The organism is Aeromicrobium sp. MLTX1 (assembly GCF_046452335.1).
Classification (GTDB): domain Bacteria; phylum Actinomycetota; class Actinomycetes; order Propionibacteriales; family Nocardioidaceae; genus Aeromicrobium.
This window is the reverse complement of record NZ_JBKFDN010000001.1, coordinates 1,706,514-1,721,327: the sequence shown is the minus strand read 5'-3', so window position 1 is coordinate 1,721,327 and position 14,814 is coordinate 1,706,514. Positions and strand designations below refer to the sequence as shown.

At 70.4% G+C, this 14,814-nt stretch carries 13 protein-coding genes; 5 read left to right on the top strand and 8 right to left on the bottom strand.

The annotated features are described in order from the left end of the window. Nucleotides 1-4: 4 nt before the first annotated feature. Both ACK99Q_RS08250 and ACK99Q_RS08245 read left to right on the top strand, forming a co-directional pair. A complete protein-coding gene (locus ACK99Q_RS08250; protein WP_410185657.1) occupies nucleotides 5-844 on the top strand; it encodes a carbohydrate ABC transporter permease in 840 nt (279 codons plus the stop codon). A gap of 11 nt (nucleotides 845-855) precedes the next feature. Then, nucleotides 856-2,025: an ABC transporter ATP-binding protein gene (locus ACK99Q_RS08245; RefSeq protein ID WP_410185656.1), complete on the top strand. Its 1,170-nt coding sequence runs from the start codon at nucleotides 856-858 to the stop codon at nucleotides 2,023-2,025. Nucleotides 2,026-2,056: 31 nt separating this feature from the next. Here ACK99Q_RS08245 and ACK99Q_RS08240 read toward each other — a convergent pair whose 3' ends face one another. From ACK99Q_RS08240 to ACK99Q_RS08215, 6 genes are all read right to left on the bottom strand, one after another. Next, the gene (locus ACK99Q_RS08240; protein WP_410185655.1) at nucleotides 2,057-2,917 is read right to left on the bottom strand and encodes a chromosome partitioning protein ParB; all 861 of its coding nucleotides are present in this window, start codon (nucleotides 2,915-2,917) and stop codon (nucleotides 2,057-2,059) included. Continuing rightward, complete coding sequence (locus tag ACK99Q_RS08235) at nucleotides 2,910-3,581, bottom strand: metallophosphoesterase (protein ID WP_410185654.1); 672 nt, start codon at nucleotides 3,579-3,581, stop codon at nucleotides 2,910-2,912. The genes ACK99Q_RS08240 and ACK99Q_RS08235 overlap by 8 nt, the downstream gene beginning before the upstream one ends. Before the next feature lie 34 nt (nucleotides 3,582-3,615). Next, complete coding sequence (locus ACK99Q_RS08230) at nucleotides 3,616-4,353, bottom strand: hypothetical protein (protein ID WP_410185653.1); 738 nt, start codon at nucleotides 4,351-4,353, stop codon at nucleotides 3,616-3,618. Continuing rightward, a complete protein-coding gene (locus ACK99Q_RS08225; protein WP_410185652.1) occupies nucleotides 4,350-5,042 on the bottom strand; it encodes a helix-turn-helix domain-containing protein in 693 nt (230 codons plus the stop codon). Before ACK99Q_RS08225 ends, ACK99Q_RS08230 begins: the two co-directional genes overlap by 4 nt. A 77-nt stretch (nucleotides 5,043-5,119) precedes the next feature. Further along, entirely contained in the window at nucleotides 5,120-5,446 is a 327-nt protein-coding gene (locus ACK99Q_RS08220) for a DUF4233 domain-containing protein (protein ID WP_410186078.1), read from the bottom strand. Nucleotides 5,447-5,451: 5 nt separating this feature from the next. Beyond that, nucleotides 5,452-6,801: a bifunctional folylpolyglutamate synthase/dihydrofolate synthase gene (locus tag ACK99Q_RS08215; protein ID WP_410185651.1), complete on the bottom strand. Its 1,350-nt coding sequence runs from the start codon at nucleotides 6,799-6,801 to the stop codon at nucleotides 5,452-5,454. Between the two features lie 156 nt (nucleotides 6,802-6,957). Here ACK99Q_RS08215 and ACK99Q_RS08210 point away from each other — a divergent pair, with 156 nt between their 5' ends. Continuing rightward, nucleotides 6,958-9,117 carry an MMPL family transporter gene (locus ACK99Q_RS08210; protein ID WP_410185650.1) on the top strand — a complete coding sequence of 720 codons (2,160 nt, stop codon included), beginning with the start codon at nucleotides 6,958-6,960 and terminating at the stop codon, nucleotides 9,115-9,117. On the opposite strand, the gene ACK99Q_RS08205 is transcribed toward ACK99Q_RS08210, so the two are convergent. Beyond that, nucleotides 9,042-10,016 (bottom strand): GNAT family N-acetyltransferase, encoded by a 975-nt coding sequence (locus ACK99Q_RS08205; RefSeq protein ID WP_410185649.1) that lies wholly within the window; start codon nucleotides 10,014-10,016, stop codon nucleotides 9,042-9,044. The two genes, ACK99Q_RS08210 and ACK99Q_RS08205, sit on opposite strands and share 76 nt — an antisense overlap. Before the next feature lie 82 nt (nucleotides 10,017-10,098). On the opposite strand from ACK99Q_RS08205, the gene valS reads away from it, so the two are divergent. Both valS and ACK99Q_RS08195 read left to right on the top strand, forming a co-directional pair. Then, nucleotides 10,099-12,678, top strand: coding sequence for a valine--tRNA ligase (gene valS / locus ACK99Q_RS08200; protein WP_410185648.1), 2,580 nt, complete (start codon nucleotides 10,099-10,101; stop codon nucleotides 12,676-12,678). Nucleotides 12,679-12,782: 104 nt separating this feature from the next. Then, on the top strand, nucleotides 12,783-13,550 hold the full coding sequence (locus tag ACK99Q_RS08195) for a DeoR/GlpR family DNA-binding transcription regulator (protein ID WP_410185647.1): 768 nt from the start codon (nucleotides 12,783-12,785) through the stop codon (nucleotides 13,548-13,550). Nucleotides 13,551-13,639: 89 nt separating this feature from the next. Here ACK99Q_RS08195 and ACK99Q_RS08190 read toward each other — a convergent pair whose 3' ends face one another. Next, on the bottom strand, nucleotides 13,640-14,797 hold the full coding sequence (locus tag ACK99Q_RS08190) for a saccharopine dehydrogenase family protein (RefSeq protein ID WP_410185646.1): 1,158 nt from the start codon (nucleotides 14,795-14,797) through the stop codon (nucleotides 13,640-13,642). Nucleotides 14,798-14,814: the final 17 nt, after the last annotated feature.

The window sequence follows — 14,814 nt, the reverse complement described above, 5'->3', positions numbered from 1 at the left end:
CGTCATGAGCACCGCAGTCGAGACGCCGAAGCGCAAGGCGATCTGGTGGGGCGTCAACGCGATCGTCCTGCTCTACGCGTTCATCCCGGTCATCTGGATCATCTCGCTGTCGCTCAAGCCCGACGCGACCCTCAACGACGGCAACTTCCTGCCCAGCCAGATCACGGGCGAGCACTACGAGGCGATCTTCCAGAACGACAGCTTCACCCGGGCCCTGATCAACTCGATCGGCATCTGCCTGATCTCCACGTTCGTCGCGATCGTGGTGGGCACAATGGCCGCCTACGCGGTGGCGCGGCTGGACTTCCCGGGCAAGAAGTTCGTGGTGGGCGCCTCGCTGATGATCGCGATGTTCCCGCAGATCGCCCTGGTCACGCCGCTGTTCAAGATCCTCACCGGGATCGGGCTGTTCGACACGTGGCTCGGCCTGATCATCCCGTACATCACGTTCGCCCTCCCGCTGGCGATCTACACGCTGAGCGCCTTCTTCCGCGAGATCCCCTGGGAGCTGGAGAAGGCCGCCAAGATGGACGGCGCGACGCCCTACCAGGCGTTCCGCAAGGTCATCGCCCCGCTCGCGATGCCCGGGGTCTTCACGACCGCGATCCTGGTGTTCATCTCGTGCTGGAACGACTTCCTCTTCGCGATCTCGCTGACCTCGAGCGAGCGCTCCCGCACCGTGCCGGCGGCCCTGAGCTACTTCACCGGCGCCACGACGTTCGAGAAGCCCACGCAGTCGATCGCCGCGGCCGCGGTGGTCATCACCATCCCGATCGTCATCTTCGTCCTCTTCTTCCAGCGCCGGATCGTTGCCGGCCTCACCAGCGGCGCCGTCAAGGGCTGAAAGGAAACATCATGGCTGAAATCGTCCTGGACCACGTGGTCAAGCGGTACCCCGACGGAGCCCTCGCGGTGGAGGACTTCAACCTCGAGATCGCCGACGGCGAGTTCATCATCCTGGTCGGCCCCTCGGGCTGCGGGAAGTCGACGACCCTGAACATGATCGCGGGGCTGGAGGACATCACCACCGGCGATCTCAAGATCGACGGCACTGTGGTGAACGACAAGGCGCCGAAGGACCGCGACATCGCGATGGTGTTCCAGTCCTACGCGCTCTACCCGCACATGACGGTCTACGAGAACATGGCGTTCCCGCTGACCCTGGCCGGCGTGGACAAATCCACGATCAAGCAGAAGGTCGACGAGGCGGCGAAGATGCTCGAGCTCGAGCAGCACCTCGACCGCAAGCCCTCGAACCTCTCCGGCGGCCAGCGTCAGCGCGTGGCGATGGGTCGCGCGATCGTGCGCAGCCCGAAGGCGTTCCTCATGGACGAGCCGCTGTCGAACCTCGACGCGAAGCTGCGCGTGCAGATGCGCACGCAGGTGGCCCGCATCCAGAAGACGCTCGGCACCACCACGGTCTACGTCACCCACGACCAGACCGAGGCCATGACGCTGGGCGACCGCGTCGTGGTGATGCGCGCCGGCAAGATCCAGCAGGTGGGCTCCCCCACCGAGCTGTACGACCACCCGAACAACCTGTTCGTGGCCGGCTTCATCGGCAGCCCGTCGATGAACTTCCTGCCCGCGACGATCGAGGGCGAGTCGCTCTCGACGGCGATCGGCGAGCTGCCGGTCCCCGACGCGTACCGCGAGGCCCTCCGCTCGGGCAGCGCCAGCCGCGACGTCATCGTCGGCATCCGCCCCGAGCACTTCGAGGACGCCTCGCTCGTCGCCGCGGACGCCCCCGGCGCCCGGGTCAACGTGGACGTCGACCTCGTCGAGCAGATGGGCTCGGACGTGTACGCGTACTTCACGGTGCAGGGCGGCGCGGCGAACGCCGACCTCGACGACCTCGCGAAGGACACCGGCCAGGACATGGCCGGCGAGGGCACGCAGATCAACGCCCGCCTGAGCGCCGAGTCGAAGGTCGGGGCGCGCGAGGGCGCCGAGCTCTACGTCGACACCAGCAAGATCCAGGTGTTCGACGCCCAGTCCGGCGAGAACCTGGCGCACGGGTCCTGACCGACGGATCAGCAGGAGCCGCGGCCGTGAGTCATCGAGACTTGCGGCCGCGCTTCTTTCCCGCTGCCACCTGCTTCATGATCTCGCGGTCCCACGCATGCTCGCGGATCAGCCGGTACCGCTCCCCCGCGACGCGCATGTAGGCGTCGCCCTCGGTCTCGTCCTCGCCCCGGAGGCCGGCCTCCTCGATGAGCGCGAGCACGGGGACGAACTCCTCGTCCATCCAGCGCTGCGCCATCGTCTTCTTGTCCATCAGCTGAGCCTCGGCCATCATCGTGCGGGCCGCCCAGGCCTCGACCATCTCGGCGAGCACGCCGTAGCCGTGGGGCTTGGTCACGCGGACGCGGTCGCGGACCGTGGTCGGCAGCGGGACGCGCTGGATGAAGAGCTTGCGCCAGTGCTTGAGCTCGAGGCTGTCGCGCCGGCCGATGTCGCGCGGCTCCAGCAGCGTCTGCACCTCGGTGACCTCGGCCTCGATGAGGCGCAGCCGCAGGGCGCGCGCGACGGAGACGCGGTGGTGCCCGTCGCGGACGAAGTAGTAGTCGCCCAGCTTGTAGACGTCGATCGGCGGGATCTCCTCGCCGACGCGGCTGGCACGGGCGATGCGCTCCCACCGCGCGCGGCTCTTGTCGGAGGTGGGCCGGAAGCGGCGGTCGAAGTCCTTGACCTTGTCGACCGAGCCGATGATCGCGTCGAGCGGGATCAGGTGAAGTCCGATGCGGCGCTCGCCGCGGCGACCGAGCGCGTCGACGACCTCGTCGAACGACAGGGCCCGCGTGGCCTCGCCGCCCTCGCCGCGCAGGCGGGCCGCCAGCGCCGACAGGGTCTGCAGGCGCCGCGACCGCATGAAGTCGCTCTCGGCGTCGATCCGGGGCGAGCCGGAGTCAGCCATGACCGCCGACCGGGTCGAGTGCGGGAGTGATCTCGAGCAGCTTGTAGGGCACGACGTTGCGGATCGTGGTGTCACCCACGACACGGTCGGGCTGCGGCTGGCCGAAGGGGTGGATGTGGCCGTGCAGGTGCCACGCGGGCTGCAGGGTCTCGATGACCTCGTGCAGCGCCTCGAAGCCGTGGTGCGGCGGGTCGTCGCCGTCGCCGAGGCCGCGTGGCGGGGAGTGCGTCAGCAGGATGTCGACGCCGCCGCCGCGCTTGGCCGCCACCTTCATCAGCCGCTTGGCGCGCTTGGCGAACTCGTCCTGGGTGTACTGGTTGGGGCCCTCGTTGTAGCGGATGCTGCCACCGAGGCCCGCGATGCGCAGCCCCGCGACGTCGACGATGGACTCGTCGGCGTTGGTCCCGCCGAGCGGCCGGGGGTCCTCCGGCGGCAGGCCGTTGCTGGCCAGCCAGCCGCGGAAGCCCGAGAGCGGCGCCTCGACCTCGGGGTCGTGATTGCCCGGGACGAAGACCACCGGGACGTCGAGCATGGAGGACAGGAACTCGAGGTAGTCCCAGGGCAGATCTCCCGCGCCGAGGACGAGATCGGGCTCCATGCGGCGCACGCCGGCATCGTGGATCACCGGCGAGATCTCGTCAGCGACCACGAGCACGCGCACCATGCCTCCACCGTACCGGGGAACCGGGTGAGCCACGTCACATCTCAGGCGACAGGATGCCGTAGGCGATCTGACCTCTCGAGCGGATCTCCGAGGGAACCAGCGCCCAGGCCGGGTGCGCCTCGTCGTCCAGAAGTTTCGCAGAGCGGAGACGCCGCCGGTCCTTCGTCGTGAGTTCGTCCACCATGCCGAAGGGGTCATCAACGAGGCAGAGAAGTAGGGCCAGGTCGCGATAGTGACGCTCTGGGCGAGGGAGCTGCGTGGCCGCGGCCTTGCCGACTATCGCCGCAAGCAGTGTGGGACGAGGCAGGCTTCCATCACGCGTCTCGTGCCTGATCGTCACCAGCTCAGTGCGCTTCAGGGCTTGGGTGCCACCGGGGACTTCAATCGTTCGACCTGGCGGACTCGTGACCAGGTTCGCTCGGTCGCCGACGCCCTCCGGGGCCAGCACGTCGATGACCAAGGGGCTGGGTTCGCTCACACGGGTGTAGCGGTGTGCGATGCCGTCGGTGCTGATCTCGGGCGCGAATCCCATGTCCTCGAGCTCGGCGCTGATGGCCATGAGCGCTGCGGGATCAGCCCGAATGTCGGCGATTACGTCGCCGTCCTGGCTGATCTGCGGCGGCTCGAGCCCGTGCTCAAGGACATGCAGGAGAACCATCTGGCCACCGATCACCGACCAGGGAACAGTCAACCGCTCCCCGAGGTCCAAGAGGACATGCCAGAGCTTGTCGACAGGCGCGAAAAGCGGAGGCAGTTCGATCCGTGGGGTCATCCGAGCGTTTCCTTGAGCAGCTGATTCAGACGCACCTGCCCGGCGCGGATGGCTCGAGGCTCAGCCTGGTAGAGCAGGTCGGCGGCAAGGGCAGCATCGGGGATCGCATCCCGATCGTCGAAGGGCCAGACGATCATGGGATGCCGAAGGATGATGTCGGCGTCGTGGCTCGGCGCCAAGGCGAGCTGGCGCGACACGTGGTCCCACGCACTCAACGGCAGGTAGAACTCTGGGACCAACTCACTGACGACAACCAGGTCGAAGCCGCGCCGGGCAGCTTCCGCAGGGCCGGCGGGCAGCACGTGGTCCACCTCGCGGAGTCGGGCCACGGCAGCAGGATGGGCACGAACGGGCCGCAGCTCGCTGCGACCCCGCAGGATACTGCGCCACTCGTCTGAGTCAGGTTCGTTGAGCTGGGCTACGTACGAACGAACCTGACTGCGCTCGGAGGGCGACAGCCACGGGGCACGTCCGCCGCTCAGGATGTCGATGATCGCCCAGGCACGCTTGGGCCCCGCTGGACGCCCGGCCCGCCGGCGCCGTCCCTGGAGCCGGGCGACATCGTCGCTGTCGACCAGCCACGCTCGACCGACCCGGCGTCCGCGGAGGTCACCGGCCGCGAGGAACTGCCGGATGCGCGACTCGCTCACACCGAGCCGCTGCGCCGCCTCCTGCACCGCGATGTCCATTCGTTCACCACCTTGAGGAAACCATAGCGGTAACGAGACCTTTTCCTAAACCTCTCGCTGTGCCGGCGAGAACCGGCCTACTCCTCGGCGGCGGCCCAACGGGCCTTGTCGGCCTCGATCCGGCGACCCAGGAAGAACGCGCCGAGCCACAGCGACGCGAACATCAGGCCGATGAAGAACATGATCGGCACGAGGAAGCCGGTGAGGAACGTGGCCACCTGGATCCCGTGACCCACCCAGTAGGCCCACGGGCGTCGCAGCATCCCAGCCGTCAGCAGGCACAGGATGGCGAGTCCGCCGCCGATCACGCCGGCCACCGCCGGGTCGACGTCCTCGACCGCGATCATGACCGGCACCGACAGGCCCAGGATGATCGCCTGGAGCGACAGCATGGCCGCGCACATGTGCCTCACTGCGACTCCTCCCCGGCGCCGCGCAGCAGGGTGCGCGCCTCGCCGACCGTCACGACCGAGCCCGTGACGATGACGCCGCCGGAGCCGATCGCGTCGCCGAACTCGTCGCCCGACGCGTCGGCGAAGGCGATCGCCCGCTCGAGCGCGTCGTCGAGGCGGGGCACCACGGTGACCCGCTCGGGTCCGAAGATGCCCGTCGCGAGCTCGCCGAGGTCGGCGGCGGGCAGCGAGCGCTCGGTGCTGTTCTGGGTGCAGATCAGGTGGGCGACGGAGGTCTCGAGCTCGCGGAGGATCTCCTCGGCGTCCTTGTCCGCCATGACGCCGACGACGCCGATCAGCGGGTTGAAGGTGAACTCCTCGCCGATCGACTCGACCATCGCGCGCACCCCGTGCGGGTTGTGCGCGGCGTCGAGCACGATCGTGGGGCTGCGGCGGACCACCTCGAGGCGACCGGGCGACGTGACGGCGCCGAAGCCCGCGCGGACGAGGTCGGGGTCCAGCTCGGCGTCACCGGTGAAGACCTCCACGGCGGCGAGCGCGAGCGCCGCATTGCGCGCCTGGAAGGCGCCGTGCAGGGGCAGCAGGATGTCCTCGTACCGGCCCTTGACGCCCTGGATCGTGAACATCTGCCCGCCCACGGCGGGCGTGCGCGACTCGACGCGGAAGTCCACGCCCTCCAGCACGACCGGCGAGCCCATCTCGGCGGCCCGGGTCAGCATGACCTCGAGCACCTCCTCGGACTGCGAGGCCAGCACCGTGCGCGAGCCGCGCTTGATGATCCCCGACTTCTCCACGGCGATGTCGGCGGGCGTGTCGCCGAGGTAGGAGGCGTGGTCGACGTCGATCGGCGTGATCACGGCGACGGCGGCGTCGGCGACGCTCGTGGCGTCCCATGCGCCGCCCATCCCGACCTCGACCACGGCCACGTCGACCGGGGCGTCGGCGAACGCCGCGTACCCCATCGCGACGAGCATCTCGAAGAAGCTGAGGGGGTGCGACTGGCTCTGGTCGACGAGGTCGGCGTAGACCGCGACGTCCGCGTACGCGTCGACGAACAGCTCGTCCGACAGCGGCTCGCCGTCGATGCAGATGCGCTCGTTGATCCGCTGCAGGTGCGGGCTCGTGAAGCGACCCGTGCGCAGGTCGAGGGCCCGCAGCAGCGCGTCGATCATCCGGCTCGTGGAGGTCTTGCCGTTCGTGCCGGTCAGGTGGACCAGCGGCTGCGCGTCCTGCGGATCGCCCATCAGCTCGCAGATCGCGCGGATGCGGTCGAGGGACGGCTCGAGCCTGGTCTCCGGCCAGCGGGACAGCAGGGCGAGCTCGACGTCGGGGTAGGTGGGCCTCATCCCTGCCAGTATCCCAGCCGGTGCCGCAGGGGGCTCCCGGCAGGGGCACTCCCTTCCCTGAGACACCGGAGCCCTCTGTGACCCCTGGTGCGAATGATTCCAATCTCGGGGTTTTCACCCATTCTCAGGGCCGCGGAGCGGGAACAGACTGAACGCATGAACCGTCAGGTCGCGGGGTGGATCACCCATCGGTGGGTCAAGTGGGTCGTACTGGCCCTCATGCTGGTGGTCCTGGGCGGGCTCGGCTCGTTCGGGGCCAAGCTGACGAGCGTCCAGGACAACGACATTGCCTCCTGGCTGCCCTCGGAGGCCGAGTCGACGCAGGTCATCGAGAAGGCGGGCTCGTTCTACGACGAGAACACCGCCCCGGCGATCGTGCTGCTGACCTCCGACGCCCCGCTGACCCCGGCCGACCTCGCGGCCGGCCAGCAGGCGGCACAGGCCATCGGCGCGCTCGAGGACGTCCCGGTCGGTGAGGTCGTCGGCCCGATCCCGAGCGAGGACGGCCTCGCGGCACAGCTCGTCGTGCCGATCACGCTGGACGACGAGGGCTGGGAGGACCTGCCCGACTTCATCGACGAGGTCACCGACGCCGCGGAGGACGCCGTCGAGGGCACGAGCCTGCGGGTCGACGTCGGTGGTCCCGCCGCCCTGGGCGCCGACCAGGCCGAGGCGTTCGCCGGGATCGACGGCATCCTGCTCGCGGCCGCCGTGGGCGTCGTCGTCGTGATGCTGCTGCTGACCTACCGCAGCCCGATCCTGTGGCTGATCCCGCTGTTCTGCGGCCTCATGAGCGTCTTCGCCTCGCAGGGTCTGGTGTACCTGCTGGCGAAGTACGGCGGCCTCACCGTCAACGGACAGAGCGCCGGCATCCTCAGCGTCCTGGTGCTGGGCGCCGGCATCGACTACGCGCTGCTGATCGTGGCCCGCTACCGCGAGGAGCTGCGCAACTACGAGGACCGGCACGAGGCGATGGCGCACGCGCTGCACCGCGCCGCGCCCGCCGTGTTCGCCAGCGGCAGCACCGTCATCATCGGCCTGCTGTGCCTGCTGTTCGCGCAGATGAACTCCACGGCCGGCCTCGGCCCGGTCGGCGCGGCGGGCATCGCCGTGGCCCTGCTCGCGATGCTCGTGCTGCTGCCGGCGCTGCTGGTGATCTTCGGCCGCTGGGTGTTCTGGCCGTTCATCCCCCACTTCGGCGATCCCCAGCGGACCTCGAAGGGCTTCTGGGCCCGGGTGGGCACGTGGATCGATCGCGCGCCCCGCGCCGTGTGGGTCGTGACCTCACTGGTCCTGATCGCGCTGTCGTTCGGCATCGTGAAGCTCGATGCCACCGGTCTGAGCAACGCGGAGGCCTTCACCACCGACCAGCCCTCGCTCGCGGCCGAGGAGCGGATCGCCGAGCACTTCCCCGCCGGCGCGGGCGACCCGCTGCAGATCATCTCGAACGCCCCGCAGGCGGCCGAGGTGCGCAGCGTCGTCGCCGGGATCGACGGCGTGGACGCCGCCTCGGTGACGCAGCCGCAGGTCTCGGGCGACGTCGCCTACATCGAGGCGACGATGACCGTCCCCAGCGACTCGACGGAGGCGCGCGAGATCGTCGAGACAGCCCGTGCCGACCTCGACGACGTCGAGGGCGCCGACGCCCTCGTGGGCGGCAACACCGCGCTCAACCTCGACGTCCAGGAGGCGTCGGCAGCCGACAACCGGCTGATCATCCCGATCATCCTGACGGTCGTGCTGCTGGTCCTCATGCTGCTGCTGCGGTCGGTGGCCGCGCCGCTGATCCTGCTGGCGACGGTCGTGCTGTCGTTCGCCGCGGCGATGGGCATCAGCGCGCTGGTGTTCCACTACGTGTTCGACTTCGCCGGCGCCGACTCCTCGTTCCCGCTGTTCGCGTTCGTCTTCCTCGTGGCCCTGGGCATCGACTACAACATCTTCCTGATGACCCGCGTCCGCGAGGAGTCGCTGCTGCACGGCACCCGCCGGGGCGCCCTCATCGGCCTCGCGGCCACGGGCGGCGTGATCACGTCGGCCGGCTTCGTCCTGGCGGGCACGTTCGCCGCGCTCGCGACGCTGCCGATCGTGTTCCTGGCCGAGCTGGGGTTCGCCGTGGCGATCGGCGTCCTGCTCGACACGATCATCGTGCGCTCGGTGCTGGTGACCGCACTGAACCTCGACATCGGGCGCCACATCTGGTGGCCGAGCCGGCTGGGGCGCGACGACGGCGCACCGCCGGATCAGCCGGTGAACTCGTCGGAGAGCACCGCGAAGATGCCGGTGTCGGCCCAGGCGCCGCGGAACCAGACGTCCTGACGGAAGTGCGCCTCCTGGCGCATGCCCAGCCGGCGGCACAGCGCGATCGAGGCCTCGTTGCGCGGGTCGAGATCGGCGATCACGCGGCGCAGCCCGAGCCGGTCGAACACCCAGCGGATGAGCGCGGTCGCGCCCTCGGTGGCGTAGCCGGCGCCCTGGAAGTCGGGGTGCAGGGTCCAGCCGAGCTCGGCCGTCAGCGAGTCGAGGGACTTCACCCGCAGGTAGAGGTGGCCGAGCATCGCGCCGTCCTCGCGACGCTCGAGGGCGAGCTGGAGGTAGTCGCTCTCGCTGCCGATGCGGTCGGCCCGCGACCAGTGCTCGACGCGGTCGGCGACCTCCTCGCGGGTGCGCGGCTCGAACAGCATGTACTCGCAGACGTCCTCGCGTGACTGGTACGAGTGCACGGCGTCGACGTCGGCCGTCGTCATGAGGCGCAGCCGCAGCCGCTCGGTCTCGATCGGGGCGAACCTCGCGGGACGGAAGTGGGCGCGGACCTCGGGCAGCTCGAGCATCCGCCCGGCGAGCGGGGCGAGGCGGTCGCCGAGTTGCGCGGCCTCCGCGCGGGTGAACCAGCGCGCCTCGGCGATCTCGGCGGCGGCGACGACCTCGCGGTCGAGGCGCAGCGCGAACACGTCGGCGACGAGGTGGTGGTCGGGCTCGTTGGCGGCGTCGGCCTCGAAGCGGCCCCACGACGCGAGCTCGTCGGGATCGACGCGGACCTGGAGCTCCTCCTCGAGCTCGCGCACGAGCGCGTCGACCGCCTCCTCCCCCGGCTCGGGCTTGCCGCCGGGCTGCATGAAGACCTCGGACCCGTGCTTGCGGACCATGAGGATCCGGCCCTGCGCGTCCGTCGTGAATGCGGCCACCACGTGGATCGTGGGCCGGTCGCCGTCGCTCATCTGATCGCCTCCGTGCACCATCCTGCTGGACGGACGGCCGCGCGGTGCCGCACCCCCGGGGCGCCACGTAGAATCGACGCTCGTGACCACCCCACAGAGCCGCGTCCCGGAGAAGCCCGTCCTCGAAGGCCTCGAGGAGAAGTGGGTCGGCGTATGGGCCGATCAGGGCACCTACGCGTTCGACCGGAGCAAGACCCGCGACCAGGTGTACTCGATCGACACCCCGCCGCCCACCGTCTCGGGCTCGCTGCACGTCGGTCACGTCTTCAGCTACACGCACACCGACCTCATCGCTCGGTACAAGCGCATGCGCGGCCTCGAGGTCTTCTACCCGATGGGCTGGGACGACAACGGCCTGCCCACCGAGCGTCGTGTGCAGAACTACTACGGCGTCCGCTGCGACCCCTCGCTGCCGTACGACCCCGACTTCACGCCGCCGGCGAAGCCCGACCCGAAGAAGCAGATCCCGATCAGCCGTCGCAACTTCATCGAGCTGTGCAACGAGCTCGTGGTCCGTGACGAGCAGGTCTTCGAGAAGCTGTGGCGCACGCTCGGCCTCTCGGTGGACTGGTCGCAGACCTACACGACGATCGGCCACGACGCGCAGGCCACGAGCCAGCGCGCGTTCCTGCGCAACCTGTCGCGCGGCGAGGCCTACAGCCAGGACGCCCCCACGATGTGGGACGTCACGTACCAGACCGCGGTCGCCCAGGCCGAGCTCGAGGCGCGCGACTACCCCGGCCACTACTACCGGGTGGCCTACCACCTGGCCGACGGCCGGAAGGTGCACATCGAGACCACGCGGCCCGAGCTGACGCCCGCCGCCGTCGCGCTGATCGCGCACCCCGACGACGAGCGCTACCAGCACCTCTTCGGCACCACCGCCCACTCGCCGATCTTCGGCGTCGAGGTGCCGGTGCTCGCCCACACCCTCGCCGATCCCGAGAAGGGCTCGGGCATCGTCCACTGCTGCACCTTCGGCGACCTCACCGACGTGCAGTGGTGGCGCGAGTTCGACCTGCCCAACCGCACCGTGATCGGCCGCGACGGCCGCATCCTGCGCGAGATGCCCGAGTGGATCGCGGGCGGCCCCGGCGAGGCCGTCTACGCCGAGCTGGCCGGCAAGACCGCGTTCAGCGCGCGCGAGGCGATGGCCGCCGCCCTCAAGGACTCCGGCGACCTCGACGGCGAGCCCAGCGCCACCCAGCGCATGGCGAACTTCTACGAGCGCGGCGACAAGCCGCTCGAGATCGTCTCCACGCGCCAGTGGTACATCAAGAACGGCGGCCGCGACGCCGAGCTGCGACAGCACCTCGTCGGCCTCGGCGACGACATCGACTGGCACCCGGGCTACATGCAGTCGCGGTACACGAACTGGATCGAGGGCCTCAACGGCGACTGGCTGGTCAGCCGTCAGCGGTTCTTCGGCATCCCGTTCCCGGTGTGGTACCTGCTCGACGCCGACGGCGAGCCGGACTACGACAACCCGATCCTCGCGCCCGAGTTCGACCTGCCGGTCGACCCGGCCTCGCAGGCACCGGCGGGCTTCGACGAGGCGCAGCGCGGCCAGCCGGGCGGCTTCATCGCCGACCCCGACGTCCTCGACACCTGGGCCACCTCGTCGCTGACCCCGCAGCTGATCTGCGGCTGGGAGCGCGACCTCGACCTGTTCGAGCGCACGTTCCCGATGGACCTGCGTCCCCAGGGCCACGACATCATCCGCACGTGGCTGTTCTCCACCGTCGTGCGCTCCAACCAGGAGTTCGGCACGGCGCCGTGGAAGCACACCGCGCTCTCGGGCTTCGTGGTCGACCCCGACCGCAAGAAGATGAGCAAGTCCAAGGGCAACGTCGTCGTCCCCGACGAGATCCTCGACAAGTTCGGCGCCGACGCCGTCCGCTGGCGCGCCGCCGGTGCCCGCCCGGGCGCCGACTCGCCCTTCGACGAGACGCAGATGAAGGTCGGCCGCCGTCTCGCGATGAAGGTGCTCAACGCGAGCAAGTTCGTCGTCGCGCCGGTCGAGCAGTACGGCCTGGGCGCCGACGCCTCGCTGCTGGACCCCGCGCTCGTCACCGAGCCGCTCGACCGCGCGCTGCTCACCGGCCTGCGCGACGTCGTCGAGACGGCCACCGCCCACTTCGAGGCCTACGACTACACGTCGGCTCTCGAGGTCACCGAGAAGTTCTTCTGGGACTTCTGCGACGACTACCTCGAGCTGGTCAAGGAGCGCGCCCGCGGCGAGGACACCGCCGGCACCTCCGCCAAGGCCACGTTCGTGCTGGCGCTCTCGGTGCAGCTGCGCCTGCTGGCGCCGTTCCTGCCGTACGTGACCGAGGAGGTCTGGTCGTGGTGGCAGGAGGGCTCGATCCACCGCGCCGCCTGGCCCACCCCCGACGCCGACCTCGCGGTCGAGACCTTCGACGCGCGCCTGCTGGCCATCGCGGGCGAGGCCCTCGCGGGCATCCGCGGCGCCAAGTCCACGGCGAAGGTCAGCCAGCGCACCGAGGTCACGGCCGTGTCGATCACGGGTGACGCCGCCGCTCTTGAGCTGCTCGACGCCGCGCTGCCCGACGTGCGCGCCGCCGGTCGTGTCGTGGGCGAGGTCGTCACCACCGCCGGCGAGGGCGCCCTCGTCGTCGACGCCACGCTCGCCGAGGCCTGAGCCGTCGGACGCCCGTCCGGTCGAACACTGGTCGGGCGTCCGCCACGCCGCGTAGACTTCCACGGAAAGTCACACAGTCCCACAGGGACGTCGGGGGAGGTCGCGTGTACGCCGCTGAGCGCCAGGTGCTGTTGGCCGAACGGCTGGCCAGCCAGGGTCGGGTCTCCGTCAACGAGCTGGCCGCCGAGCTGGAGGTGTCCACCGAGACGATCCGGCGCGACCTCGCGGTCCTCGAGCGCGCAGGGGCCGCGCGCCGGGTGCACGGCGGCGCGGTGCTCTCCTCGTCCTACTCGCGGCTCGAGGCCAGCCTGTCGCAGCGCACGGGCGAGCGTCCCGACCTCAAGGCGCGCATCGCGGCCGCCGCGCTGAAGTTCCTCCCCGAGACCGGCGGCAGCGTGCTGCTCGACGGCGGCAGCACCGTGGCCCACCTCGCCGAGGTGCTGCCCGACGACCGCCGCCTCACGGTGCTGACGCACAGCGTCGCCATCGCGCACCAGCTGCTGGGGCACGAGGGCATCGCCCTGCACACCCTCGGCGGACGCGTGCGCGAGGTGACCGGCGTGGCCGTCGGCCAGGCCACCGTGGAGGCGCTGCGGGCCACCCGCGCGGACGTCGCGTTCATCGGCACGAACGGCATCGCGCCCGACCACGGCTTCAGCACGCCCGACTCCGAGGAGGCCGCGGTGAAGCGCGCCCTGGTCGGCTCGGCGCGCACGCGCGTGGTGCTGGCGGACTCGACCAAGTTCGGCCCCCACCAGGTGTTCTCCTTCGCGGCGCTCACCGACGCCACGGCCGTCGTCACCGACGACGGCGTCAGCGATCGCGGCCGCGCGATGCTCGAGGAGCTCGGCGTCGAGGTCGTCGTCGCCTGACCGCCCCCGGGCACGAGATTTGCTCCATTTTCGACGTTTCAACCGCGTTGAGACGTCGAAAAAGGAGCACATCTCGGGACGGGCGGAGGCTACTCGGCGGGCTGGGTGGCGAAGTCGATGCCGGAGTTCTGCAGCCGGTTGATGAGGGCCGAGCCCATCGCGACGGCCGTGGTGGTCTGGCCGGACACGGCGGGCAGGTCGTCGTAGGCCAGGCACATCGCGGACTCGGCCAGCATCTTGGCGGTCTCGGTGTAGCCGGGGTCGCCGCCGCGCACCGTGGTGACGACCTTGGTGTCCCCGCTGGTGCCCTGGAGCGTGAGGGTGAACCACGACTTCGCGCGCTCCTCCTCGCTCGGACCGTCGCCGGCCGACTTGAGCTTGACCAGCAGCGCCCGCACGGGCGGGATCTGCGCACCGACGGCGACGGCGCCCAGCACGGGCGCGGCCAGCGCCATCATGCGCCGCGTGCGGAAGTGCGCGTGGTGCTCGTACGTGAAGTCGGGCCCGTAGCGGTCGAGGGCGCGCGCCGAGCGCAGCACGATCTGCGGGTCGATCGTGGGCAGCGGCACGCCGAAGCCCTTGGCGGGCGGCTCGGCCCGGCCGACGCCTCCCCCGCCGCGCACGCGACGGTTGGTGGGTCGTCCCTCGCGCGCCCGGCGCTGCTTCGCCGCGGCCCGCGAGCCGCGGAACTGACCGATCTGGCCGAGCGCCGAGTGGTAGGTCCCGGCCGAGAAGCTCGCCTTCGCGCGGATGTAGCCCTTGATCGTGATCGGCGTGCCCGCGGGCAGCTGCTGGACCGTGTAGAGGACGCCGAGGTCGTACGGGATGGAGTCGAAGCCGCAGGCGTGCACGAGCCGGGCGCCCGTGGCCTCGGCGGTCTCGTGGTACTTCAGCCACATCTCGTCGACGAACTGCGGCTCGCCCGTGAGGTCGACGTAGTCGATGCCCGCCTCGGCCGCGGCCTTCACCGCGGGCTCGCCGTGCTCGAGGTAGGGGCCGACCGTGCTGATGAGGACGCGCGTCCCCTTGGCCATCGCGGCCATCGAGGACTCGTCCGCCAGGTCGGCGACGACGATCTCGGGGGCGGTGCGGCCGGTGGCCGCGATCCGCTGGGCGACCTGCTCCAGCTTGGCACGGGAGCGTCCCGCGATCGCCCACGTGGCGTGGGCGGGCAGGTGCACCGCGAGGTAGTCGGCGGTGAGCCCACCGGTGAATCCGGTGGCCCCGAAGAGGGTGAGATCGACCATGGGTCGACGCTATACCG